The sequence below is a fragment of the Gilliamella sp. B3367 genome (genome assembly GCF_026536825.1).
Taxonomy (GTDB): domain Bacteria; phylum Pseudomonadota; class Gammaproteobacteria; order Enterobacterales; family Orbaceae; genus Gilliamella; species Gilliamella apicola_E.
Window position 1 is genome coordinate 584,093 of sequence record NZ_JAFNNJ010000002.1, and the last position, 24,355, is coordinate 608,447.

Sequence of the window (24,355 nt, forward strand, 5' to 3'; positions counted from 1 at the left end):
TATAATAACTAAGTAATGTCATAAAACGATAAAATACAAGGTTTTTTAATGATCATATCAGATGCTAATAGTGCGGTGTCATCTGTCGCATATCGTGCAAACGAAGTCATTGCTATTTATCCAATTACACCGAGTTCATCAATGGCTGAGCAAGCCAGCACATGGGCAGAATTTAATAAGCCCAACGTATTTGGTGATACCCCAAAAGTAGTTGAGATGCAATCCGAAGCTGGCGCAATCTCGACCGTGCATGGCGCATTAATGACTGGCGCACTAGCAACATCATTTACCTCATCACAAGGTTTACTATTAATGATTCCTTCGCTATACAAAATAGCGGGAGAATTAACACCATTTGTTTTACACGTTGCTGCTCGTACCGTTGCAACTCATGCATTATCTATTTTTGGTGACCATTCAGATGTCATGTCAATCAGGCAAACTGGTTTCGCCATGCTTTGTTCTAGCTCAGTACAAGAAGCTCAAGATCTAGCGTTAATTTCACAAATAGCAACACTCAATAGTCGTATACCATTTGTCCACTTTTTTGATGGATTTAGAACCTCACATGAGGTCAATAAAATTTACCCAATCAGTGATGAACAAATTCGTAACTTACTACCTAATCAAGCTATTGAAGCTTTTCGTGCTCGCGCATTAACACCAGATAAGCCGGTAATACGCGGAACATCAGCTAATCCTGATACCTACTTCCAATGTCGTGAAGCCATTAATCCCTATTATGAAAATGCTTACAACCATGTTGTTGATGCGATGCAGGCATTTGAAAAAGAGACAGGTAGAAAATACCAGCCTTTCGAATATTATGGCGCAGAAGATGCGCAACGTATTATTGTTATTATGGGGTCGGGGGTCAGTACCACCAAAGAAGTGGTTGATCATCTAATCAAAAATGATGAAAAAGTTGGCGTAGTCATCGTCAGATTATTCCGCCCTTTTTCAGCAAAACATCTGCTTGATATTATTCCTCAAACCGTAAAAAAAATCGCGGTGATGGATCGCACTAAAGAACCAGGCGCTCAAGCAGAACCACTTTATTTAGATGTAATGACAGCATTTGCTGAAAGTTTTTCTCGCGGTGAACGTAGTTATTTACCACAAATTATTGGAGGTCGTTATGGTTTATCTTCGAAAGAGTTCGATCCTCGATCGGTATTAGCTATTTTTAATGAATTAGCTGTTGAGAAGCCAAAACCTCGATTTACTGTTGGTATTTACGATGACATAACTGGATTATCATTACCATTACCAGAACAATCAATACCACAAAAATCGGCACTTGAAGCATTATTTTATGGTTTGGGAAGTGATGGAACCGTATCTGCAACAAAAAATAATATTAAAATTATTGGTGATAACTCACCATTTTATGTTCAAGGCTATTTTGTTTATGACTCGAAAAAAGCAGGCGGTTTAACCACCTCTCATCTTAGAGTCAACCTTGAGCCTATTGATTCACCTTATTTAATCACCAGTGCTCATTTTATTGGTTGTCATCAAGATCAGTTTATTGACAAGTATCAGATCGTTGAAAGATTGAAAGACGATGGAATCTTTTTGCTTAATACGCCTTATAGTAAGGATGAAGTCTGGCATAGATTACCTAAAGAAGTGCAAGTTCAATTAATCAAGAAAAGAGCGCACTTTTATATTATTAACGCGGCTAAAATTGCTCGAGAATGTAATTTAGGGGCAAGAATAAACACCGTAATGCAAGCCGCTTTCTTCCATTTATCTGAAATATTTAAAAATGATTTCAGTATCACTCAACTGAAAGAAGTTATTGCCAAAAGTTATAGCAGTAAAGGGCAAGATATTGTTGAAAATAACTGGAAAGCACTTGATTTAGCCATCGCATCACTTGAACAAATTCCATTAAGTTGTGTTGATGAAAGTAGCCCATTGCGCCCATCAGTAGTACCAAGCAATGCGCCTGATTTTGTTAAAATGGTTACTGCAACAATGTTAGCCGGCTTAGGTGATACTTTACCCGTTTCGGCTTTCCCGCCCGATGGAACATGGCCAGTTGGCACCACCAAATGGGAAAAACGCAACATTGCGGAAGAAATTCCAATTTGGAAACCCGAACTTTGTACCCAATGTAACCATTGTGTAGTAGCTTGTCCTCATGCAGCTATTCGAGCCAAAGTGGTTAGTGAAATAGTTAATGCGCCAGAATCGTTAAGCTCACTAGAAGTGAAAGCGCGAGATATGAAAGGTCAACGCTACGTATTACAAGTTGCGCCTGAAGATTGTACTGGATGTAATTTGTGTGTTGAAGTTTGTCCTTCACGTGACCGCAATAACTTTGATATCAAAGCTATCAATATGCAGTCGCGCATTGATAATCTTGAAACACAGCGGACTAATTATGAGTACTTTACTGCACTACCAGATCGTGAAATAAAAACCCTCGAACGTATAGATATACGCACATCGCAACTATTAACACCATTATTTGAATATTCTGGTGCATGTGCGGGTTGTGGTGAAACACCTTACATCAAATTATTAACGCAATTATATGGTGATCATCTCGCTATTGCTAATGCCACCGGTTGTTCATCAATTTATGGGGGTAACTTACCGTCAACACCATATACCACCGATCGCAATGGCCGAGGACCCGCATGGGCAAATTCATTATTTGAAGATAATGCCGAATTCGCCCTTGGCTATCGAATTACCTATAACCAACATAAAAAACGAGCATTACGTTTGTTGGAACATGTTGCAGGCGAAATTTCACCAGAAATTGTAATCAATTTACAATCGCCAGATCTTTCAATTGATGAAAAACGTACGCAAGTCAATTTACTGCGTCAACAATTAGCTCATTTAACCTCATCGGAAGCTAAAGAGCTAATACAAGATGCTGACTACATAATTGATAAATCAGTATGGGCAATTGGTGGTGATGGTTGGGCATATGATATTGGGTTTGGTGGATTAGACCATGTAATGAGTCTCACTGAAAACGTAAATATCTTAGTTCTTGATACTCAATGCTACTCAAATACTGGTGGTCAACAATCGAAGGCTACACCAATGGGTGCTGTATCAAAATTTGCTGATTTAGGTAAAAATAAAGCCCGTAAAGATCTAGGTGTGAGTGTGATGATGTATGGTCACGTTTATGTCGCTCAAGTTGCCTTAGGCTCACAACTAAATCAAACCCTAAAAGCTTTACAAGAAGCTGAAGCCTATAACGGCCCTTCTCTCGTTATTGCTTATAGTCCTTGTGAAGAACATGGTTATGATTTATCTAAATCTCATGAACAAATGAAAGATTTAGTAAAATCAGGTTTTTGGCCACTATACCGTTATGATCCTCGTCGTATGCAAGAAGGAAAACCGGGTCTAGTGCTAGACTCAAAAGCACCAAACAGTGAATCATTAACTGATGTGTTACTCAAAGAACAACGATTCCGTCGTTTAGAAACACTTGAGCCAGTGATTGCTAATACCTTGCATGAACAATCTGCAAAAATGGTTAATTCCAAATTTAAATTCTTGCAGATGCTAGCAACCTATTCCGATATAGAAACGCCAGCCGACAGCTAAATCTAAAAACGGATTAATTGGTTAAATTAATCCGTTTAATCTCTTTAATGAAAATCCAATTTTTGGAAATAAAAAAACTCTCTAAATATAGAGAGTTTTTTATTATATTTATTAAACTTTTTTAACGACCAGTCACACGACGTGTCATCCAGTAATGTTTTTTCCAGTAATCTTCATTCAGATTTGAATAGATAACACCTTTTGAAGTTGAAGCATGTAAGAATTTACCATCTGCATAATAAATACCAACATGTAATCCGCTACGACTACGTCCAGTTTTGAAGAAGACTAAATCACCCGCTTTAGGCGTGGTAACTTTATAACCTAATTTAGCTTGTTCAGCAGCACTTCTTGGAAGGGTCTTTTGTAATCTATTTTTGTAGAAGTTCATAACTAAACCAGAACAATCACTACCAGCTAAAGTAGTACCACCATAACGGTAAGGTGTTCTCTTCCATTTTGAGTAGTGCTGTTCAATTTTGGCTAACATCACAGGATCAGATTTAACTGATACTTGGCTATGACTGCTACTACAACCAAATAATACGAATAATGATAAAATTAGTGAGCTTACTAATAATCGCTTTTTAACGCTACCGCAGCTGCTGCGCAACTTCGTTAATAATCGATTGTCTTTTCTTGTCATTTCTTCTTGTTCCTTTATTCAACGTAGACCACTGCGAATAACGTCTTGCTACCTTTAAACTTTTAGGTAAAACGCCTTTTTGCCACTTATTCTCATCAAGTTTAGACAACTTAATTGGGCTAAGGTTCGCGTGGCTGCGAAAATTTAAACTCTCTTTAAGCTGAACTAATCGTAAAGAAAGAAAACAAATGATCACATCATCAACACTTAGTTTACTAAATCCAGAAAGCTGATAGCGCATTCTCGATCCATAATGCTTAGCAGTTTGCATTAAACTACCAACGGCTGCACCTATTAACGCAGCTGAACCAAATGATAATCCACCAGTTGCTAAATCAATGCTAGCACCGATTGTAGCGCCTGACACAAAACCTTTGGTCAAGTGAACCCCCATCGTTTTTAATGCATCAAGATTAAACAAGTCTGCATTATAACGGCCTTTGATTAAAGGCAAATTCTCTTCACTCTCTTGAGTTGAATCGAATTGATAGAGCTTCAATAAATCATTAATTGCTTTCTGTTCACGTTTCCTGACTTTATTTTGCATGTCAGCGACAGCTTGCTTATCATCAGATTTTGCCATTTCATAAAAAGCAGTCACATCAACTAATGCTTCTGCAATGATTTGGTTAGCTGTACGATTACGTGATTCACGAGTTTCAGCAATATTAACTAGCCAATTATCCAATATTTTTTTTGCTGGTTCAACCAATAACGCCAAGCTATTGTACAATTTTTCTTCACCGTCTAAAGGTGGAAAAACAGCGTTGAACCCAATGATAGCATGAATCCCCATTCTTGAAAGCAATCTTTTCCATTCCTTTTCATTCTGTTCCTCAGCTGAAATGAAGTTAAGTACTGCAAGAATCGGTTTATCGCTATTGGCTAAGATAGCTAATTCATCGTGATATTTAGGTAGAACGGGCTCTCGCACGTCGATCACATAGATAGCAGCATCACAATTTAACACCTGTCGGATTACTTTTGCTTCTTGATTGAAGAGGTTTTCAGCTTCTGGACTTTGTAAAAAAATCGTTAATTTATCGACTCCATCAAGCTTACTATTTGGCGATACAAGTTGATTGATATAGTCATAAAGCGCCAAACTGTCTTCAAATCCAGGTGTATCATAAAAAGTGATGTCGGTGTTATCCGCTAGCGGAAGTTTGATTGACTCTACATGTCTAGTAGTACCTGGCTTATCAGAAACATCACCAAAATGACTATCTCTTATTAATGCACGCAAAAGTGAAGTTTTACCAAAATTTGCATGTCCAACTATCGCTAATTTCAATGAAGTTATCATATTAATTATCCTGATCTAACCAGCTAGGATTAGCTAACGGTAAAGATAACGATTGCCAATTATGTAATTGTTTACCTTGATTAATAAACCATATTCGACTTTGCTGTGATTTATTCATTAATTGTTGAACAAAATTTAATACCCCGCGATCTGGTGCTCGATCAGTATCGATTGCAATTAACACTTTATACGCGGGTTTTAATTGCAAAAGATCTAATATTGCATTTCGCTGCTCACGAGTATTTAAAAATCCGTAAAAATGCCTGTCATGCGGTGGATTCCAACTCTCATCTACATCCACAGCCACTAAATAGACACCACTTCCTTCTTCAATCTGTGAGATTGGTAGTTGCCATTTAGGTTCGCCTAACTTATCTTCATCCACCATTTGGGTTAAAAGTGGCTGTAATTGTTGGGATAGGATTTGAAAGTCAGGATCATCCAAATTTAATTTAATTTTTCGGCTACTCACAACCCAAGCGATGCCACAAAAAGTCATTAATAGAAATCGAACGGCTAATCCATAACAGATAAAAACACCTAATAGCCAAATTGCCCAAGAAGAACGAATGTCACCCTCACTTAAAGCGTGTTCACTAAGCTTAATCACATCATCATTTGGAATCGGAAAACCAAACAAAGATGGAACATAACCTAAATAATGCGTTAACTTAATAATGGTATCAGAACTTAATAAAGTAGTTTTCCACTCAAAACTGTAGTGCTGAGTTGAAAATAGCATCAATAAAACGAATAAAGCACTACATAAAATAACGACCCAAAAAAGATTCAGAACAAAACCAAGCAACCAACGGATTGAAGAACCAAATAAAGTGATAAAAGCCGGTACAAGCTGTTGCACAGTCTTTTTTTGATAAAGCTTTTGGGCTATCCACAACCAACAATGGATTAATAAACTACCACCAAAGCGAGAAAAGAAAAAAAATGAACCAATCCAAATAATGAGCGTAATAAAATGAACACCTAATAAACACAATAGCGCCCAATACAAATTGATTGGATTTTGACTCAAAGCGCTAAATGTTAATGAACCACCTAAAAAAATCGAAATTAACAGTAATAAACAGAAAGAAATTTTAATAGAACGTAAAATAACCTTTTGCGCAGAATATAAACCATTTTGTTTAGACAGTATCGTTGCGCGGGTAATAATACGGTTAACCAAAGAGGTTGGCATAGCTTTAACTTGTCGATTAATATCTTGATCAGCAAATCGACCTGATTCGGATTCTATTAAATGGATGGTTTGAGTAAGCCACAAAGATTTTAGCTGTTCGCGCATTTAAATATCATCTTCACATTAATTAGTCGTCATAAAAGAAACGCGACCTAAGTCGCGTTAAAAAAATTGAATCATTTACTGGGTTATTTCACCAATTTTGCTTAAAAGGGTTTGAATACGTTGTTGCCAAACTTGTTGATCTTGTTTTAACTTCTCATTTTCGTCACGTAATGCTTTCATCTCATCTGAACTATCATTAATTAATTGTTCAAGTTCATGATTGCCTTGCTTTAATCTCGAAATCTCTTCTTTCAAGGTATTAATAGTGTTTACAGTGTTTTGAATTTTAGTTTCTAATTGATTCAATATTTCTAATGACATATTTTTCCTCAAGCTCAATTTATTTGGTGTATAATAAGGAGTATTATAACGAATTCATTCTGAAATCAACACCTTTTTAAATCTTAAGTTGGAGAAAATTATGCGAAAACCACTCGTAATGGGTAACTGGAAACTCAATGGAAGTATCGAAATGGCTAAAGACTTAGTTGCAGGACTAAGAGCTGAGCTATCAACTGAAGCAAACTGCGATATTGCAATTGCACCACCGACTGTGTACTTAGATTTCGTTAAACATCAATTAGGTGGCTCAACTATTCTTTTAGGCGCACAAGATGTTGGTGTTCATCTTTCAGGTGCTTATACTGGTGAAGTCTCAGCCACTATGTTAAAAGAAATCGGTGTGACTCACGTGATCATTGGTCACTCTGAACGTCGTACTTATCATAAAGAATCAGATGAATTTATCGCTCAAAAATTCGGCGTATTAAAAGAAGCTGGACTTGTTCCTGTACTATGTATTGGTGAAACAGAAGCTGAAAACGAAGCAGGTCAAACTCAAGCAGTATGTGCTCGTCAAATTGATGCAGTAATTAATGCATTAGGTGTTCAAGCATTTAATGGTGCAGTAATTGCTTATGAACCAGTTTGGGCAATTGGGACTGGAAAATCTGCAACTCCAGCTCAAGCGCAAGCAGTACATAAATTTATTCGTGACCACATTGCAAAACAAGATGCCGCTGTCGCTAAACAAGTTATCATTCAATACGGTGGTTCTGTAAATGACAAAAATGCAGCAGAACTATTCACTCAACCAGATATTGATGGTGCATTAGTTGGTGGAGCTTCATTAAAAGCAGATGCTTTTGCAGCGATTGTTAGAGCAGCAGAACAAGCTAAAAAATAAGCATTAAAATAAAAAAGACGCCTATAAAAGGCGTCTTCTTTTTAACTAAATAAAATTTTGTAACTTATTTTTTAACCTTATTTTCATACCTAGATGGCCAAATTTTCTCAACAGGCACTTGCAAATATTCAGAGATAATACGTTCATATTTAGGACAATGACGATATAAAGCATTACGTAAAGTATCAGCCTGTAAACCACTTGATCGTGAAAGCGCCCTTAAATTTCCGCCTCGAATTTTAATTTCACCTACAACTCTTGATGGTGTCCAGTCTTGATCTTGTTCTCTCATTATGAGATCCTCTATTGGTTAAATTTTTTGCTATTGTAAAGATTATCGGTGTTACGATTCTAGATCGATAAAAAGTTACCGGCAAAGAATAGCACATAAAAAAACGAATTAAAACAATAAAAACAAAAAAACAGCCACGAATGGAATAAAATATAATGGAAACGAAAGAAAAAAAACCTAAAACCAAAGAAAAAACACGAACTTTTAACGATACTTGTGTTGAAACTTTTAAAAACCGATTAACGCTCCTATTAGAAGGTCGTTCAGGCAATGCATTTGCCAGAAGTGTTGGTATGTCCGAAGCGGTAATCCGTGATTACTTAAGTGGAAAAACCTATCCATCACTCAGTCGATTAGCTACTATCGCAGATAAATGCGATGTATCAATTGAATGGTTAGCAACAGGTAAAGGTGAATGTCGCTTACTACCTGAAACGCTAAGCCGAGGTACAGTGAATGTTCCGTTTCTTAATAAGAACGAAACTATTAACGCATTCACAATTTTAGATACGATCCCATTTGATCTCACCTTAACTAAACATCAAGGTTGTGAAGCAGATGATCTTGCTGCGGTTTGGGCTAAAGGTGATTGTATGGAACCAACTATATCCAACCATGATATAGTCATTATTAATACAGCAAATAATAAACCAGTTGATGGTTTCCTTTATACTGTACAATATGATGATCAAATTACTATCAAACGAATTCAAAATCAAGGTTCAAATCTGTTATTGATTTCAGACAACCCAAAATACCCGACTATTACGAAAGCTAAAAATGAGCAAAAAGATTTTAAAATAATTGGTCATGTAATCTATTTATTGAAAAATCTCAATTAATATTGCCATTGTGCTTTTTTTATTTTTACTCCATTGATGCAAATCAATGGAGTTTTTTATCACTTGATATTGCATTTTTTTCTGCGAACAACTTTGTAATAAAAATGTCATTAACAAAATTAAGCAATCTAATCACATTCCATACAGCATAACCTTATACATTTAGCCTTAATTATGCTAAAATCACCACAAAATTTTTGCCCATTAATTTAGTTATTATGCCAAATGTAAACACTCGAAAAAAAGTCGTTGTCGGCATGTCTGGCGGCGTAGATTCTTCCGTTTCTGCTTATTTATTACAACAACAAGGCTATGATGTTGTTGGTCTATTTATGAAAAATTGGGAAGAAGATGACACAGAAGAATATTGCTCTGCAGCTATCGACCTCGCTGATGCACAAGCAGTCTGTGACAAATTAAATATCAAACTCCATACCATCAACTTTGCTGCAGAATATTGGGACAATGTCTTTGAACATTTTTTATCTGAATACAAAGCAGGCCGAACGCCGAATCCAGATATTTTATGTAACAAAGAGATCAAATTTAAAGCATTTCTCGAATATGCAGCAGAAGATTTAAATGCCGATTATATTGCAACAGGTCATTATGTCCGTAAACGCGAAAATGGTGACAAGGTTGAATTACTCCGAGGAATCGACAACAACAAAGATCAGAGTTATTTTTTATATACGCTTAGTGAAGACCAAATTCGTCAAAGTTTATTTCCTGTTGGCGAACTTGAAAAACCACAAGTAAGAAAGATAGCAGAGCAACTTGGCTTAGCAACCGCAGCCAAAAAAGACTCAACAGGTATCTGTTTTATCGGAGAACGAAAATTCAGTGACTTCTTAGCGCGTTATTTACCTGCACAATCAGGCGTTATTCGAACCGTAAATGGTGAAGTTATTGGTCAACACCAAGGATTAATGTACCACACATTAGGTCAACGCAAAGGGCTTGGCATTGGTGGTCTAAAACAAGCCGACGACACTCCATGGTACGTAGTTGATAAAGATATTAAAAATAACGAATTAATTGTTGCTCAAGGTCATGACCATCCAGCACTATTTTCAAATGGTTTAATTGCCCAACAACTGCACTGGGTTGATCGTAAAATTGTTACCCAACCATTTCATTGCACAGTTAAAACGCGCTATCGTCAACAAGATATCTCTTGTTGTGTTACACCACTAGGTGAAGATAAAATTGAAGTCATGTTTGACAAACCTGTTGCAGCTGTCACACCAGGACAATCAGCAGTGTTTTATCAAAATGAAGTTTGCCTTGGCGGTGGAATTATCGAGGAACGAATTATAAGCAGTAAGGAGCATTAAAGTGAACAATAAATATCATCATATTGCAATAGCTCTTGCCGGCGCGACACAAAGCGCAACACTTATCCCCCAGCTTGCTAATACTGGGGTTTGTAATACGACAATTTATCAAGTATCGATAAAAAGCATATTCAACACATCACCAAAAACCACTGATGATGTTTATGATGGTATAAACAATATCAAAACAGGGTTAGAAACACTGATTACCCTACTCTCCTCTAACCAAAAACAACATGTTGAACTGATTCGTTACCTTTTTGGCACCTTAAGTATTACCAGCAAACTATTAAAAAATAATGAAGCGTTAGATAAAATAGATCAACGTTTACAACGAATATCAGGCCTATATCCTGAAATGAATAATGAAACAATCGACAATCATATTGACGACCTATCTTATTCATTAGCTGGAATCTATTCTGATATCATCAGCCCGTTAGCAACAAAAATCAAAGTGGTAGGTAAAGCTGAATATCTACAAAATTCATTAGTTCAAGCCAAAGTCAGATCTTCACTATTGAGTTGTGTTCGCTCGGCCATTTTATGGTATCAAGTTGGAGGAAGTCGCTTCCAATTCCTATTAAGTCGCAAACGAATAGCTAATGCAGCGCAAGAGTTATTAAAAGAAATTAATCAACAAAGTTATTAAATTAAAAAATAGCAACGGAGTAAAACCGATGGAATTATCTGCTCTAACCGCCCTATCACCAATTGATGGTCGTTATGGTGACAAAACAACAGAATTACGCACAATTTTTAGTGAATATGGTTTATTAAAATATCGCGTTCAAGTTGAAGTACGTTGGCTACAAAAATTAGCTAGCCAAGCAGATATTCTGGAGGTTCCAGCTTTAAGTGAGCTTGCCACTAAACACCTTAACCAAATTGTAGAAAACTTTGATGAACAAGATGCATTACGCATTAAAACCATCGAAAAAACCACAAACCATGATGTTAAAGCGGTTGAATATTTCCTAAAAGAGAAAGTAAACAGTAACGAAGAGCTACAAGCTATTAACGAATTTATTCACTTTGCCTGTACCTCAGAAGATATTAACAATCTATCTTACGCATTAATGCTAAAAACAGCGCGAGATACAGTAATCGTTCCTTATTGGAATAAATTGATTGATATTATCACCGCTCAAGCTAAAGCTTATCGTGACCTGCCATTGCTATCAAGAACGCACGGACAACCCGCTACACCATCTACCATTGGTAAAGAGTTTGCTAATGTAGCCTACCGTTTAAAAAGACAACTTAAACAACTACAGTCAATTGAAATACTAGGTAAAATCAATGGGGCGACAGGTAACTATAATGCACACATGGTGGCTTACCCACAAATCAATTGGCACAAATTTAGTGAAGAATTTGTCACATCATTGGGATTACAATGGAATCCATACACCACGCAAATTGAACCACATGATTATATTGCCGAATATTTTGATTGTGTTGCACGTTTCAATACCATCATGATCGACTTTGATCGTGATGTTTGGGGTTATATTGCACTAAATCATTTCAAACAAAAAACCATCGCTGGTGAGATCGGCTCTTCCACCATGCCACACAAAGTTAACCCAATTGATTTTGAAAACTCTGAAGGTAACTTAGGTATAGCTAACGCTATTATAAGTCACTTGGGTAGCAAACTACCTATTTCTCGTTGGCAACGAGATTTAACTGACTCAACAGTATTACGTAACCTCGGTGTAGGTATTGGTTATGCGATCATCGCTTATCAATCGACCCTAAAAGGCTTAAATAAGCTTGAAGTCAATCAAGAATATCTACTTGAAGAGCTTAACCGTAATTGGGAAGTGCTAGCCGAACCAATTCAAACCGTAATGCGCCGTTATGGTATCGAAAAACCATACGAAAAATTAAAAGAACTCACTCGCGGTAAACGTGTTGATGCACAAGGAATGCAACAATTCATTGACTCGTTAGCTTTACCTGAACATGAAAAAGCAAGATTAAAACAATTAACTCCGGCAAATTATATTGGTTATGCAATTCGTTTTGTCGATGAACTTTAAGCGGCACATTTAAACCGTAAAAAAATAAAAATGTCTTCATGCCTAAAGCGCTCAAAACTTTAGGCAAATCGACTCAAGAGTTAAAGAAAAGATAAACAAAGATTTGAAAGGAATGGAAACACCATTGAAAATTCGCATCGCCACACGTAAAAGCCCCTTAGCACTTTGGCAGGCTAACTATGTAAAAGAACAACTGACAGCTATCCATAGCGATCTGACCGTGGAACTGCTTCCTATGGTAACCAAAGGTGATGTGCTTTTAGATAGTCCACTGTCAAAAATTGGTGGAAAAGGATTATTTGTAAAGCAACTAGAGCAAGCCATATTAAACAACGAAGCTGATATTGCTGTTCACTCAATAAAAGATATTCCCGCCCAATTCCCAGAAGGACTAACCCTATCAACCATCTGCCAACGCGATGACGTACGTGATGCACTCATATCAAACCAATATCAAAGCTTGGACGATTTACCGCAAGGTGCCATTGTTGGCACTTCAAGTCTAAGACGCCAATGTCAATTGCGAGCAAAATATCCACATCTCATCATAAAAGATTTACGTGGAAATGTAGGCTCTCGTCTAGCGAAATTAGACGATCAACAATACGATGCAATCATCCTCGCCGCTGTCGGTTTAAAGCGATTAGGATTACAAGAACGAATCAAACAATATATAACAACAGATTTAATCTTACCGGCGGTTGGGCAAGGTGCGGTTGGCATTGAAACCCGATCAAATGATGACACGATTCTTAAATTACTTGCACCTCTAGACGATAAAAACAGCCGAATTTGTATCCAAGCAGAAAGAGCAATGAATCAAGCCTTACAAGGTGGTTGCCAAGTGCCAATCGCCTGCTATAGTCAATTAACGAATGATTTATTAACTTTAACCGGGTTAGTTGGTAGTATTGATGGGAGCAAAATCATTAAAGCGACGCTAACCAAATCAGCAACCGAGCCTGAAACCTTAGGTCAACAACTGGCATCAGAATTGTTAGCCAAAGGAGCTGATAAAATTTTAGCGGAAATAATTGATTGATGATTTATATTACTCGCCCTTCCCCCGAAGGGGATAAGCTAACCCAGCAATTAAATCAAGCAAATATTCCGGCAACCCATCTCCCATTATTCAAAATCTTAGCAGGTCACGGACTAAATAGCCTTCAACAACAGCTCAACCAACTTGCGCCATCAGATATCGTAATTGTGGTATCGCCACAAGTCAGCTATATGATAAAAGAACATCAACCTAATCTAAGCTTTCCTAAACATCTACGCTATTTTGCCATTGGCAAAAAGTCAGCTCAATTGTTTAGTCAACAAGCTGACGTTCACGTTGATTATCCAAGTGAGGAACATAGTGAGGGATTATTACCACTATTGACTGACTTGCAAGGCCGTTCCGTTTTAATTTTGTGTGGAAACAATGGACGGCAATTGCTCTCTCAAGAGTTGCAACAAAAAGCAAACGTGACTTTAATACAATGTTATTTTCGTCAACCAATTCAATATCCAGCCAACATACTAACTGATGATATTGCTCAACAAATCCTACTCGTAACAAGTGTCGATCACCTACTCCAACTCGACACATATTGCCAAAATAAACATAAATATGAAGCACAATTGGTGGTAACTAGCCCACGGATATTCGAAAAAGCCAAGCAACTAAATTGGCATAACGTTTTACAAATTGTTAGCGCAAATAATGAATTTTTATTTAAAACAATGATAACTCTATGTCATAATGCGGAAAATATTTCTCAAAAATCTAAATGAGGTAATTTATGCCATCTAGATATTATGGTGCCAATGCAACACTATCAAACATCAGCACCACTTCATTTAGCCAAATAAAAAAGACAGAAGCGAATAATATGATGAATATAAATAAAAAAGAGCCAAAACCTTCTAGTCCTCAACCTGAGCCATCAGTCAAAACACTAAAAGCGCCAGTATCAAAACTCTCAATACTCGCCATCGGATTAACAGTTTGCTTAGGTGGATTGATCTATTTTCAAGGTTATAGACAGCTCCAAAACCAAACACATGAAATCTCAACGCTACAAGCTGAAATTGCCAATTTAAAACAAAATACCAAAGCAAGTATCATTAAAGATCTTCAAAGTAATATTGATGATGCCATAAATAAACAAAACCAACAGTTTTCATTATTAACACAACGCGTTGACCGTCAATTAAGCGACAACCAAAAAGCTCAACAGCAACTTACTGAACAAGTTAATGATACCAATAAATTAAACGAGCAAAACCTAAATAGCCTAAACGAACGTTTAGCAGCCTTATCGACTCTGGATAATAACGTTTGGCTCATCTCGCAAGCAAACTACCTAGTGCATTTAGCGGGAAGAAAAATCTGGAGCGATCAAGACTACACCAGTGCCCGTTTATTACTCAAAAGTGCAGATGAAAGCTTAGCGAAAACAAATGATCCAAGCTTACTCCCTGCTCGACAAGCCATCACCAAAGATATTAACTCACTATCTCAAGTCACTTTTGTTGACGCTGATGGCATAATCCTAAAATTACTTGGTTTGACTGAATCAATAACAGAATTACCATTAGTTGGAAACTATAAAGATATCGATCTGGGCATGAATCAATATGACGATACTCTTGCTAACAACGCCAATACTTCAGCAGATAATGTCACCCATTCAACAGATGATTGGTCAGATAATTTACTTGCTAATGCTTCAACATTTATGGATAAATTCATCAAAATTGAAAAATTAGATGTAAAAGATAACCATTTTTCTGAGTGCCTAGACAAAGCAGGAAGTGACGAAAAGCAAATTGTTAAATGCCAGATCCTAAAAACACCACTTAGTGCAGAACAATCACTTTACCTGCGCGAAAACATCCGTTTCCGTTTATTGATTGCTGCTCAAGCAGTACCAAGACATCAAGAACTCATTTATCAACAAGCACTAAATGATACCGCAATTTGGGTCAATGCTTATTTTGATGGCAATGCCCCTAGCGTAAAAGCTTTCATAGATGAGCTTGAAAACTTACAAAACCAACCAATCAGTAACCAAAATATACCTGATAAACTCGACAGCATTACTGAACTTGAAAAATTAATGCAAACCCGCGTTAAATCGATATTAGGTAAATAGGAGAATAATAATGTTCAAAATACTCATTATATTCCTAGTATTAGTTGGTGGATTTTTCCTTGGGCCATTGTTTGAAGGCCACCAAGGTTCTGCGGTATTCGAAGTTGCCAAATATCGTATCAGCATGTCATTTAACTCATTTATGATATTGCAAATCATTGGCTTGCTCTGCCTATACCTAATCTATAAATTATTCTCTAAAATCTTCAATACCAAATTGGGTAATTGGTTTAGATTACGATCGCCAAAAAAATCAATTAAACGTATTGAACAAGCGCAATTTTATTTATTAGAAGGTGATTACCGACAAGCAGCAAAACTATTTATGAAAAGTGCCAAAGGAGCAAAAAGTTCAACACTATCTTACTTACTCGCTGCTCAAGCACAAATTGATGATGACCAACTTATTGCCGCTAATCAATCTTTAGAGCAAGCAGCTAAAAGTTGTCAACCAAATGAATTATTTGCTTTTCAGCTTGTACAAATTCGGTTACAAATCAAAAATCATGAATATAGCTCAGCTAAAATCACAATCGAAAAACTGCTAAACGAAAAACCGCGTAACATTGAGCTCCTAAAATTAGCAGACCAGCTATATTATGAATCACAAGATTATCAAGCGGTGATAGAACTGTTACCGATCTTATACAAAACCAAAGCTTACCCTGATTCGCAACTCGATCAGTTCAAACAAGCGGCTTATATTGGTCGTATAAAACAGTTATCTACGGATATTGATCCTTTAGCTTTAATAAAATGGTGGAAAAAACAACCAAAATCTATCATTAACAATCTTGCCAATCAAAAAGCAATGGCCAACTACCTAACTCAATTAGGTCAAACCGCCGAAGCTGAAAGACTAAAAAGAAACATCATGCGATTAGAGCAAAAAGAACAATGTTGACATAAAAAAACAGGGCAATCGCCCTGTTTTTTTATTTATCGCTAGAGAATAAAATACCGAATCAAAGCCATACAACTCATACCCGTAATCACCACCCACATCAGGTTTCGTGTCAATACTGCCACGATAATAGTTGGCACAGCGGCTAAACAATATTCCAAATTAAAAGAAGGAAACTCACCTTGCTTAACAATAAACAAATTTTGCACAAATAGCGCAGTTAAAATACAGATAGGCACATAAGATAGAAAACGAATCACGATTTCAGGCAATTGCAATTTTCTAACTAATAAAAATGGAATAACTCGCGGTAACCAAGTCACCACACCACTCCCCAAAATAATCAACAAACTATACAAACTCATGCTTTACGCTCCACAATAATACCCATAAAGCAGCCAGCAAAAGTACTAAATAATATTGCCATTTCTGACGATACAAATCGCAATAAAAAGACCAGCACCAGCGTTACAGTTAACATTGCAATAATCAGATTTCTAATGGTTTTTGTTTTATCACCAGTTAACTGCAAATATAATAAACCAATAAACATCGCAACTAATGCATAATCTAAACCAAACTGAGCAGGATTTGGCAACCACTCGCCAATCAATGCACCGACTAAACAGGACAAAATCCACGCCAAATAAGCAGTAACATTCAGCCCATGCATCCAAGGTGGATTAATCGGCGTTTTATTGGCAATAGCATTCATCGCAACCGCAAAACTCTCATCGGTTAATAAGCTACCAATCCCAATATTATTTAAAAGCGAAAAACGCCGAAAAGCAGGTGCAGTAGCCATACTCATCAAAAAATGGCGTGAATTAACCAAAAAAACAGTAAATATCACAGCCGAAATCGGAGTTGCTACAATCATTAAACCCGTGATGATAAATTGCGATGCACCCGCATAAATGATAGCAGCCATCAAGGTGATTTCTAACACTGACAAATTAGAGGCTTTACCCACTACACCCGCAGCGATACCAATTCCAATATACCCCAATAAGGTGGGAATACAGGCGCGCACACCATCTTCAAACGTTAATGACATCTTTCATTCCTTACAAACTGATATCTTGAATAATTATAATGATAAAGATTAGATTGCAGACAATTAATTAGACTAAAAACAATAAGCCGCATTTTATAATCAAACTTTGCTATAATAGAGTATAACAACGCTCTATTAAAACTATTTATTATATTACGGTAAAATTATTTATGTATACAGGCACTTTATTTATCATTTCAGCACCAAGTGGTGCAGGCAAATCAAGCCTGATTCGCGCCTATTTAGCACAAACTAATCACCATCCGGCTAAAGTTTCAATCTCTCATACAACCAGAAACCCAAGACCGGATGAAAAACAAGGTGAACACTACTATTTTGTAGACAATCAAGAATTTGAATCACTTATAAAACAAAATGCCTTTGTTGAATATGCTCACGTCTTTGACCACTACTATGGCACATCCAAAGCTGAAATCGAACAATCATTACAGCAAGGAATAAATGTCTTTCTTGATATCGATTGGCAAGGTGCACAGCAAGTAAGACAGCAAATGCCTGAATCAAAAAGCATCTTCATTTTACCGCCATCACTAAAAGAGCTTGAAAATAGACTGATTAAACGAGGCCAAGACGACGCGAATATCATCAGCAAAAGAATGCACAAAGCCCAATCTGAAATATCGCATTATAACGAATATGACTACATCATAATAAATGATGATTTTGATGAATCATTAACAGCACTTAATGCCATTATGACAACAGCGAGTCTTGAGCAAGCAAAACAAACCATCACACACCAACAACTTATTGATGACCTGCTTGCACCAAAATATTAATAGATTTGAAAAAAATATCGCCGAAAAATCGGCGATATAACGTATTAATTACCTAACGCTTCAGACGCTTGGCTATTTTGAATTAACTCAAGTTTATAACCATCGGGATCTTCAACAAAAGCAATAATCGTCTTACCACCTTTAACCGGCCCCGCCTCACGAGTCACACGACCACCCGCTTGACGAACGTCTTCGCACATCTTAGCCACATCATCAACCCCGATAGCAATATGACCAAACGCCGTACCATGATCATATTTATCCGTCCCCCAATTATAGGTCAACTCAATCACCGAACTGTCAGACTCATCACTATAACCAACAAAAGCAAGCGAGTATTGATATTCAGGATTCTCACTTGTTCTAAGCAACTTCATTCCCATTATACGAGTATAAAAATCAATTGAACGTTTTAGATCGCCGACGCGGATCATAGTATGTAAAATACGCATTGCAGTACTGTTCCTTATTACAATTAAACATCTAACTTGAGTTTATCTATTTGCACCAAACCAAGCAAATTTTTATGCTGACAAAATAATCAATTAAGAGAATTTAAAAATAGGTAAAATGGGAAAAAAGGAAAAAAGGGAAGAAAAAAAATGCCTTCACGAATCATACAATAAGTGAAGGCGAACAAATCAGTAAGATTTGAAAAGGAACCTTTAATATCTTGAATTATATTTTGGTGCTGCACTAATACGTTTACCGTTAGAGATCAGTTTCACTTTTTGACCAGGGTAAAACTGCTTAGCATCACCTTTTTGAACAATAACAATCGTTGAACCTTTATCTTGTTTGATTTCTAATTCAACCGCTGCAGCTTGGCTTGCTTTGTTTTCGATAGCATCACCTAAAATTGCACCACCTACAGCACCGGTAGCTGCAGCTAAAATTCGCCCAGTACCATTACCAATTGTATTACCTAATACTCCCCCGATGACTGCGCCGCCTAAAGGACCCGCAACATTGCCACCATTTTTGCCATCAGAGTTAGCTTGAATCTTCACAGCTCTTACAGCAACAACTGTACCATAACTTACTTGTTGAACTTGCTTAGCTTGATCGGTTGTATAAACATCGCCAGAATAAATATCACTATTACTGCACCCAGATAAAATTGCTGCTAGTATAGTTAATGTGACGATTTTTTTCATAATTTATTCCTCATATATTGAGTATAAAATTTTATACCTCTAATAGCATAATATTCTTTTGCAAAAACGACAACATCATTTTCACAATTTTATCATTTGATAATACAATTTATAATCAACTTAGGTTATACTCAGCTCAATAGTTAATCTACCATACAATAAGTACATGAAACGGTTATTTTTTCCTTTAATATTATCAGTTATGATAACTGCCTGTCATGATGAAAATCAAAAAGCAACGACGAAAAATGAAACCGTCACTCATCAATCTAAGCTTGATTGTATGAATGACAAACCGAATTTAAATCTTGACGCCATCGCAGCTGATGGATGTCCAGTAAAATAATTTTATAGGCAAAATAACAGCATGAAAACTATCGAAATCGACGAAGAACTTTATAACTTTATCGCAGGCCAAACTAAATATATCGGTGAAGATGCCTCAAGTATTTTAAGACGATTATTAAAGTTTAACCAATTGTCAGCAATCGAAATTGCCCCATCAGAACTCATTGAAAACAATTATTCAGTTATTGAAAACCTGATTAAAAGTGAAAGATTTACTAAAGAAAGATCCACTATCAGTCGATTTTTAATGGTATTAAACGCGCTATACAACTACAACTCTGCACTATTCTCCATTGCAGCGACCTCACTCCATGGTAGAAAGCGTCAATACCTAGCAAAAGACCCAACAGCACTCGAAACCTCAGGTAAAAACACCAAACCACGAGAAATCATTGGAACCCCATATTGGGTAATTAGCAACACCAATACTGCTCGTAAAATACTCATTATAGAATCGATTATGAGTGACATGGGAATATCAGAAAGCATGATAAACCAAGTGACTCATGCATTCTCACCATCAAGTAAATAAAAATTCACTCAATGAACACAAAAGTGAATAAAACGAATTGTGAAAGAGGAGTAAAAAATGGATAAGCCAAGTCGTGCGGGATTGTTAGCGCAACCGACAGACCTAATAAATGTCGAAACATTAAAAAACAATTACTACCAAATCAAACCAGATACAGACAATATCAGCCAACTGGTCATCTTTGGTACATCGGGTCACCGTGGTAGCTCAAACAAAGGCACCTTTAACGAAGCTCATATTCTAGCCATTGCACAAGCGGTGGCGGAATACCGCAAAGCTAACAACATCACTGGCCCTTGCTTTATTGGCCAAGATTCCCACGCCTTATCCGAACTTGCGCTAAAATCCGTATTAGAAGTCTTTATTGCTAACGAACAAACCGTAGTCATCGCTCAAAACTGGGGTTACACACCAACGCCGGTAATATCGCACGCCATCTTAACTTACAATAAACAATCACAATTAGCTGACGGCATCGTTATCACGCCATCACACAACCCACCTGAAGATGGAGGAATCAAATACAATCCAACTAACGGCGGGCCTGCTGATACTGACATCACCAAACAGATCGAAAATCGCGCTAACGAACTACTCAAAGCCAACCTAAATGGTGTCAAACGCGTCACGATCGAAAAAGCGATAAAATCTGACTACCTTCATACTAAAGAATATGAAACCGATTATGTTAATGACCTACAAAACATCATCGATCTATCGCTTATCAAATCATCATCACTCAAAATTGGGGTTGACCCGCTGGGTGGCGCTTGTATTACCTATTGGCCACGCATTGCTGAAAAATATGGCCTAAACCTTGAAATCGTTAACAACAAAATCGACCCAACATTTAGCTTTATGCATCTTGACCATGATGAAATTATCCGCATGGATTGCTCAAGCCGTTGGGCAATGGCAGGATTACTAAATCTAAAAGACAAATTCGATCTAGCCTTTGGCAACGACACCGATGCTGACCGCCACGGTATCGTCACCCCAAAAGGACTAATGAACCCAAATGCCTACTTATCAACCTGTGTAAACTACCTATTCCAAAACCGCCCACAATGGCACAAAGATATCGCAATCGGTAAAACACTTGTAACTAGCTCAATGATCGACCGCGTAGCTAACAGCTTAAACAAAAAATACCTTGAATATCCGGTTGGTTTTAAATGGTATGCTGATGGACTCTATCACGGCAAACTCGGATTTGCTGGTGAAGAAAGCGCTGGCGGATCATTTTTAAGAACCAACGGCAAAGTCTGGACAACTGATAAAGATGGCATCATCTTATGTCTGCTTGCTGCAGAAATGACGGCCAAAATTGGCAAAAACCCACAAGAACAATACCAAGAGCTTGAAGATAAATTTGGTGTCTCATACTATGGACGCATTCAAGCTTCGGCTACATTTGCTGAAAAACAAAAACTGGCCAAACTTGATGCAAGCCAATTAACTACAGACAATCTAGCCGGTGAAGAAATAACCCAATGCCTCACTACCGCGCCAGCAAATAATGCGCCAATTGGTGGATTAAAAGTGATCACCGAAAACGGCTGGTTTGCAGCTCGCCCATCGGGAACAGAAGACGCATATAAAATCTATGCCGAAAGCTTTATCAGCAACGAACACCTTGCCACCTTACAGCAAGAAGCACAACAAATAGTGGCAAAAGCAATAAAATAAAAAGCAGATAAGTTAACGGATAAACGGGGTAATAAAGCTAAATATAATTATTTATTAGCGCCAAAAACCCCGTTCCTCAATTTTTTTTTCGATAAAAAACTTAAAAAACCACCCTAGTTGAGGTGGATGATTTACCTTTAACATCAAGCTCTGCGTAAAAAATACAGACCTTATTTATAGCCTTTTTTCTATCAGCGGATTTGATAAATCCTATCCGATAGCGCCATCAGGCACAGTGTGCTCTGCTATTAATGCAATTCACTAAAATAATTCTTCAACGCCTGTATAAACGCACTATCTACCATAGCAGGATATTTATTTGCCTGCCATGATTGTAAAAATAATAGATGCTGAACCGTTAAGGGTTTATTCATATCGTGGAATTCGTTTAACTGTTCGTTTATCTCTTGGGATGTTGTGAGAAGGGATTGTGGTGTTTTTTGCTTCGGTATTTGGCAATGCTTTTGGTACCATAGCTCATAGCCACTTAAATCATAATCACCCAATAACTCATAACCCGTAAAATTAGGGCTGGCATTGGGGTAGCGTTTAGTAATAGAACTGGTAGGAAATCCACCGCAAATAATAATTTCATCAATTTTTTTTATATACTTTGCCGTTACCTTTAAGCTAAAACCCAATAATTGCTCAACCACATATAATGATTGATTATAAAGCTTTAAAAAATTACCTTCGGCAATAAACTGAACCGGACTTTTACTTAACGCTATTTTGTCTTCAATATTCATTTTATATTACTCCTTTAATATCAATATTTTTAACCACCACCTAGGTGCCCAGCATTTTTGCCGCTTAGCCGCAAAATCGCTTTTTTTATGGCTAAACGACGTTGACTCCTTGAGTCAGCTTGCTTTTAATGACTCAACACTATTTTTTATCACCCCCACCCCCGCCCTAAGGATTAAGGACGAAGAAATAAAAACTAAGGATGGGAGCAAAGTCCGGAGTAGGCGTAGTAGGTGTAGTTCCAATTCACGTAACCGTAGTGTGTGCCCACGAAAAACTGGTTACTACCATCCGGGTCACTAGTCCAGTACCAATCGTAGTCGAAGCCAACGCCTGAATAATCATACATTCGTCCCCACTCCGTGAAAAAACCTGAACCAATTCTACGTTGGTAATAATTACCAGATGAGGAAGGGGTGGCGCCAGAGATAGGAGAAGAGCCTGTACGAACCGCGTTGGTTAAATCCCTTACGCGAGGCATTCGATAACCAATACTATTACACCAAGATAATGTATTAGGATAAGTGTCAGACTTAGTACCTCGGTTGACGAACCACTGCTTCAAAGTAAAACCATATTTGACGACTGGAGCACCATTACTATCACGACCGACCAACTCGAAGGTCTGAGGCAAAGTAGGTTTAGAAATAGGACCAGGATTTCTAGAATTATGCTGGGATTCGGTAGCGTAAGGACCAGTTAAAGTAACACGAACGCTTGTAGCAGTAGAATTAGACATTGTAGCTGTGATACCACTCCGAGAAACTGGAGACCAAGACAATGGCTGACTACTACCGGTAATGAGTAAATCAAAGTACAGTTTGTTAGCACCAGTAGTAGGAAAGTTTCTACCGTAAAGTGACGGGGAAGTTGACTGAGGGATAAAACCATTAGCAGGGTCCCACATTGAAGATGGACCGCGGAAATCGTGAGAAATACCATTCTCATTAAGCTTACCATACTTTAAATTAGGCCGAGCAAAACAAACCACAGGCGAAGCCTTAGGATTGACGTAATAAGTAACATTACTTGCACTGAAAGTACTACGATTAGGAAATCCGTAACGAGTAGATAATGTACCGTTAGTACTAGATAACGTAACCCTATAAGGTGCCTTACAAATTGTTAGCACGGAATTACGTGATACAGACTGACCTCTTTTATCGACGATAGATAAACTTAAAGAACCTGTAGCACTAACGCCAGAATCTCCATCATCATCACCCCAATAATTATTAGGAGGACCGATAAGTGAACTCAAAGCGACTGAATTAGTATCAGTAGGAACGAACATACGAATATCAGCAAAACTCTGACCCTCAACGGGCAAGGTGATTGGGGTTGTAGATGATGAATTGTTAGAAGGCGTGTAATTAGCTCCGTTAGATAGCGTAATCCCAAGCAGACCGTTAGCATCAACTGCACGAGTA

At 37.4% G+C, this 24,355-nt stretch carries 25 protein-coding genes; 14 read left to right on the plus strand and 11 right to left on the minus strand.

Going from position 1 to position 24,355, the window contains the following annotated elements; genetic code table 11:
* Positions 1 to 48: 48 nt before the first annotated feature.
* Positions 49 to 3,585 carry a pyruvate:ferredoxin (flavodoxin) oxidoreductase gene (gene nifJ / locus J3U23_RS05780; RefSeq protein ID WP_267338762.1) on the plus strand — a complete coding sequence of 1,179 codons (3,537 nt, stop codon included), beginning with the start codon at positions 49 to 51 and terminating at the stop codon, positions 3,583 to 3,585.
* Positions 3,586 to 3,706: 121 nt separating this feature from the next.
* Here the strand turns inward: nifJ and J3U23_RS05785 are convergent, their stop codons facing one another.
* The 4 genes from J3U23_RS05785 to zapB form a co-directional block, all read right to left on the minus strand.
* On the minus strand, positions 3,707 to 4,231 hold the full coding sequence (locus J3U23_RS05785; RefSeq protein WP_081299493.1) for a C40 family peptidase: 525 nt from the start codon (positions 4,229 to 4,231) through the stop codon (positions 3,707 to 3,709).
* The gene (locus J3U23_RS05790; RefSeq protein ID WP_065733948.1) at positions 4,179 to 5,537 is read right to left on the minus strand and encodes a DUF3482 domain-containing protein; all 1,359 of its coding nucleotides are present in this window, start codon (positions 5,535 to 5,537) and stop codon (positions 4,179 to 4,181) included. Before J3U23_RS05790 ends, J3U23_RS05785 begins: the two co-directional genes overlap by 53 nt.
* A gap of 1 nt (position 5,538) precedes the next feature.
* The gene (locus tag J3U23_RS05795) at positions 5,539 to 6,840 is read right to left on the minus strand and encodes a DUF2868 domain-containing protein (RefSeq protein WP_267337774.1); all 1,302 of its coding nucleotides are present in this window, start codon (positions 6,838 to 6,840) and stop codon (positions 5,539 to 5,541) included.
* A gap of 75 nt (positions 6,841 to 6,915) precedes the next feature.
* The gene (gene zapB / locus J3U23_RS05800; RefSeq protein WP_065562652.1) at positions 6,916 to 7,161 is read right to left on the minus strand and encodes a cell division protein ZapB; all 246 of its coding nucleotides are present in this window, start codon (positions 7,159 to 7,161) and stop codon (positions 6,916 to 6,918) included.
* Between the two features lie 100 nt (positions 7,162 to 7,261).
* Here zapB and tpiA point away from each other — a divergent pair, with 100 nt between their 5' ends.
* Positions 7,262 to 8,026 (plus strand): triose-phosphate isomerase, encoded by a 765-nt coding sequence (tpiA, locus tag J3U23_RS05805; protein WP_065733946.1) that lies wholly within the window; start codon positions 7,262 to 7,264, stop codon positions 8,024 to 8,026.
* A gap of 64 nt (positions 8,027 to 8,090) precedes the next feature.
* On the opposite strand, the gene J3U23_RS05810 is transcribed toward tpiA, so the two are convergent.
* Positions 8,091 to 8,318, minus strand: coding sequence for a helix-turn-helix domain-containing protein (locus tag J3U23_RS05810; RefSeq protein WP_065562654.1), 228 nt, complete (start codon positions 8,316 to 8,318; stop codon positions 8,091 to 8,093).
* Positions 8,319 to 8,473: 155 nt separating this feature from the next.
* On the opposite strand from J3U23_RS05810, the gene J3U23_RS05815 reads away from it, so the two are divergent.
* The 8 genes from J3U23_RS05815 (at position 8,474) to J3U23_RS05850 (ending at position 16,595) form a co-directional block, all read left to right on the plus strand.
* Positions 8,474 to 9,160: a LexA family transcriptional regulator gene (locus tag J3U23_RS05815; RefSeq protein ID WP_065733945.1), complete on the plus strand. Its 687-nt coding sequence runs from the start codon at positions 8,474 to 8,476 to the stop codon at positions 9,158 to 9,160.
* Between the two features lie 218 nt (positions 9,161 to 9,378).
* Positions 9,379 to 10,497, plus strand: a complete 1,119-nt coding sequence (gene mnmA / locus J3U23_RS05820) for a tRNA 2-thiouridine(34) synthase MnmA (RefSeq protein WP_267330713.1) — start codon at positions 9,379 to 9,381, stop codon at positions 10,495 to 10,497.
* A gap of 1 nt (position 10,498) precedes the next feature.
* Positions 10,499 to 11,149: a high frequency lysogenization protein HflD gene (hflD, locus tag J3U23_RS05825; protein ID WP_065733943.1), complete on the plus strand. Its 651-nt coding sequence runs from the start codon at positions 10,499 to 10,501 to the stop codon at positions 11,147 to 11,149.
* A 28-nt stretch (positions 11,150 to 11,177) separates the two neighbouring features.
* On the plus strand, positions 11,178 to 12,545 hold the full coding sequence (gene purB / locus J3U23_RS05830) for an adenylosuccinate lyase (RefSeq protein ID WP_267338763.1): 1,368 nt from the start codon (positions 11,178 to 11,180) through the stop codon (positions 12,543 to 12,545).
* Between the two features lie 112 nt (positions 12,546 to 12,657).
* Entirely contained in the window at positions 12,658 to 13,587 is a 930-nt protein-coding gene (hemC, locus tag J3U23_RS05835; RefSeq protein WP_065562659.1) for a hydroxymethylbilane synthase, read from the plus strand.
* Complete coding sequence (locus J3U23_RS05840; protein ID WP_267338765.1) at positions 13,587 to 14,327, plus strand: uroporphyrinogen-III synthase; 741 nt, start codon at positions 13,587 to 13,589, stop codon at positions 14,325 to 14,327. The genes hemC and J3U23_RS05840 overlap by 1 nt, the downstream gene beginning before the upstream one ends.
* 8 nt (positions 14,328 to 14,335) lie before the next feature.
* Positions 14,336 to 15,691, plus strand: coding sequence for a uroporphyrinogen-III C-methyltransferase (locus tag J3U23_RS05845; RefSeq protein WP_267338767.1), 1,356 nt, complete (start codon positions 14,336 to 14,338; stop codon positions 15,689 to 15,691).
* Positions 15,692 to 15,701: 10 nt separating this feature from the next.
* Entirely contained in the window at positions 15,702 to 16,595 is an 894-nt protein-coding gene (locus J3U23_RS05850) for a heme biosynthesis HemY N-terminal domain-containing protein (protein WP_065562662.1), read from the plus strand.
* A 41-nt stretch (positions 16,596 to 16,636) separates the two neighbouring features.
* Here J3U23_RS05850 and J3U23_RS05855 read toward each other — a convergent pair whose 3' ends face one another.
* Both J3U23_RS05855 and J3U23_RS05860 read right to left on the minus strand, forming a co-directional pair.
* A complete protein-coding gene (locus J3U23_RS05855; RefSeq protein ID WP_267337767.1) occupies positions 16,637 to 16,960 on the minus strand; it encodes an AzlD domain-containing protein in 324 nt (107 codons plus the stop codon).
* A complete protein-coding gene (locus tag J3U23_RS05860) occupies positions 16,957 to 17,652 on the minus strand; it encodes an AzlC family ABC transporter permease (RefSeq protein WP_267338768.1) in 696 nt (231 codons plus the stop codon). The genes J3U23_RS05855 and J3U23_RS05860 overlap by 4 nt, the downstream gene beginning before the upstream one ends.
* 170 nt (positions 17,653 to 17,822) lie before the next feature.
* Between J3U23_RS05860 and gmk the strand changes: the two genes are divergently transcribed.
* Positions 17,823 to 18,452, plus strand: a complete 630-nt coding sequence (gene gmk, locus J3U23_RS05865; RefSeq protein ID WP_267338769.1) for a guanylate kinase — start codon at positions 17,823 to 17,825, stop codon at positions 18,450 to 18,452.
* Positions 18,453 to 18,496: 44 nt separating this feature from the next.
* Here gmk and gloA read toward each other — a convergent pair whose 3' ends face one another.
* Complete coding sequence (gene gloA, locus J3U23_RS05870; protein ID WP_065733936.1) at positions 18,497 to 18,904, minus strand: lactoylglutathione lyase; 408 nt, start codon at positions 18,902 to 18,904, stop codon at positions 18,497 to 18,499.
* A 213-nt stretch (positions 18,905 to 19,117) separates the two neighbouring features.
* On the minus strand, positions 19,118 to 19,612 hold the full coding sequence (locus J3U23_RS05875; protein WP_065733935.1) for a glycine zipper 2TM domain-containing protein: 495 nt from the start codon (positions 19,610 to 19,612) through the stop codon (positions 19,118 to 19,120).
* 163 nt (positions 19,613 to 19,775) lie between these two features.
* Between J3U23_RS05875 and J3U23_RS05880 the strand changes: the two genes are divergently transcribed.
* From J3U23_RS05880 to pgm, 3 genes are read left to right on the plus strand one after another with little or no spacing between them, the layout of a single operon-like run.
* On the plus strand, positions 19,776 to 19,955 hold the full coding sequence (locus tag J3U23_RS05880; protein ID WP_065733934.1) for a hypothetical protein: 180 nt from the start codon (positions 19,776 to 19,778) through the stop codon (positions 19,953 to 19,955).
* Positions 19,956 to 19,976: 21 nt separating this feature from the next.
* On the plus strand, positions 19,977 to 20,489 hold the full coding sequence (locus J3U23_RS05885) for a hypothetical protein (protein ID WP_065733933.1): 513 nt from the start codon (positions 19,977 to 19,979) through the stop codon (positions 20,487 to 20,489).
* A 57-nt stretch (positions 20,490 to 20,546) separates the two neighbouring features.
* A complete protein-coding gene (gene pgm / locus J3U23_RS05890; RefSeq protein ID WP_267338770.1) occupies positions 20,547 to 22,178 on the plus strand; it encodes a phosphoglucomutase (alpha-D-glucose-1,6-bisphosphate-dependent) in 1,632 nt (543 codons plus the stop codon).
* Between the two features lie 248 nt (positions 22,179 to 22,426).
* Here pgm and J3U23_RS05895 read toward each other — a convergent pair whose 3' ends face one another.
* The gene (locus tag J3U23_RS05895; protein ID WP_267338771.1) at positions 22,427 to 22,927 is read right to left on the minus strand and encodes a hypothetical protein; all 501 of its coding nucleotides are present in this window, start codon (positions 22,925 to 22,927) and stop codon (positions 22,427 to 22,429) included.
* A 194-nt stretch (positions 22,928 to 23,121) separates the two neighbouring features.
* A partial coding sequence (locus tag J3U23_RS05900) for a hypothetical protein (protein WP_267338772.1) occupies positions 23,122 to 24,355 on the minus strand: 1,234 nt, incomplete at its 5' end.

What these genes read in the sequence shown, in the direction of transcription:
- nifJ (WP_267338762.1), top strand. Translation starts at nt 49, where the DNA reads ATGATCATATCAGATGCTAATAGTGCGGTGTCATCTGTCGCATATCGT.
- J3U23_RS05785 (WP_081299493.1), bottom strand. Translation starts at nt 4,231, where the DNA reads ATGACAAGAAAAGACAATCGATTATTAACGAAGTTGCGCAGCAGCTGC.
- J3U23_RS05790 (WP_065733948.1), bottom strand. Translation starts at nt 5,537, where the DNA reads ATGATAACTTCATTGAAATTAGCGATAGTTGGACATGCAAATTTTGGT.
- J3U23_RS05795 (WP_267337774.1), bottom strand. Translation starts at nt 6,840, where the DNA reads ATGCGCGAACAGCTAAAATCTTTGTGGCTTACTCAAACCATCCATTTA.
- zapB (WP_065562652.1), bottom strand. Translation starts at nt 7,161, where the DNA reads ATGTCATTAGAAATATTGAATCAATTAGAAACTAAAATTCAAAACACT.
- tpiA (WP_065733946.1), top strand. Translation starts at nt 7,262, where the DNA reads ATGCGAAAACCACTCGTAATGGGTAACTGGAAACTCAATGGAAGTATC.
- J3U23_RS05810 (WP_065562654.1), bottom strand. Translation starts at nt 8,318, where the DNA reads ATGAGAGAACAAGATCAAGACTGGACACCATCAAGAGTTGTAGGTGAA.
- J3U23_RS05815 (WP_065733945.1), top strand. Translation starts at nt 8,474, where the DNA reads ATGGAAACGAAAGAAAAAAAACCTAAAACCAAAGAAAAAACACGAACT.
- mnmA (WP_267330713.1), top strand. Translation starts at nt 9,379, where the DNA reads ATGCCAAATGTAAACACTCGAAAAAAAGTCGTTGTCGGCATGTCTGGC.
- purB (WP_267338763.1), top strand. Translation starts at nt 11,178, where the DNA reads ATGGAATTATCTGCTCTAACCGCCCTATCACCAATTGATGGTCGTTAT.
- hemC (WP_065562659.1), top strand. Translation starts at nt 12,658, where the DNA reads ATGGAAACACCATTGAAAATTCGCATCGCCACACGTAAAAGCCCCTTA.
- J3U23_RS05840 (WP_267338765.1), top strand. Translation starts at nt 13,587, where the DNA reads ATGATTTATATTACTCGCCCTTCCCCCGAAGGGGATAAGCTAACCCAG.
- J3U23_RS05845 (WP_267338767.1), top strand. Translation starts at nt 14,336, where the DNA reads ATGCCATCTAGATATTATGGTGCCAATGCAACACTATCAAACATCAGC.
- J3U23_RS05850 (WP_065562662.1), top strand. Translation starts at nt 15,702, where the DNA reads ATGTTCAAAATACTCATTATATTCCTAGTATTAGTTGGTGGATTTTTC.
- J3U23_RS05855 (WP_267337767.1), bottom strand. Translation starts at nt 16,960, where the DNA reads ATGAGTTTGTATAGTTTGTTGATTATTTTGGGGAGTGGTGTGGTGACT.
- J3U23_RS05860 (WP_267338768.1), bottom strand. Translation starts at nt 17,652, where the DNA reads ATGTCATTAACGTTTGAAGATGGTGTGCGCGCCTGTATTCCCACCTTA.
- gmk (WP_267338769.1), top strand. Translation starts at nt 17,823, where the DNA reads ATGTATACAGGCACTTTATTTATCATTTCAGCACCAAGTGGTGCAGGC.
- gloA (WP_065733936.1), bottom strand. Translation starts at nt 18,904, where the DNA reads ATGCGTATTTTACATACTATGATCCGCGTCGGCGATCTAAAACGTTCA.
- J3U23_RS05880 (WP_065733934.1), top strand. Translation starts at nt 19,776, where the DNA reads ATGAAACGGTTATTTTTTCCTTTAATATTATCAGTTATGATAACTGCC.
- J3U23_RS05885 (WP_065733933.1), top strand. Translation starts at nt 19,977, where the DNA reads ATGAAAACTATCGAAATCGACGAAGAACTTTATAACTTTATCGCAGGC.
- pgm (WP_267338770.1), top strand. Translation starts at nt 20,547, where the DNA reads ATGGATAAGCCAAGTCGTGCGGGATTGTTAGCGCAACCGACAGACCTA.
- J3U23_RS05895 (WP_267338771.1), bottom strand. Translation starts at nt 22,927, where the DNA reads ATGAATATTGAAGACAAAATAGCGTTAAGTAAAAGTCCGGTTCAGTTT.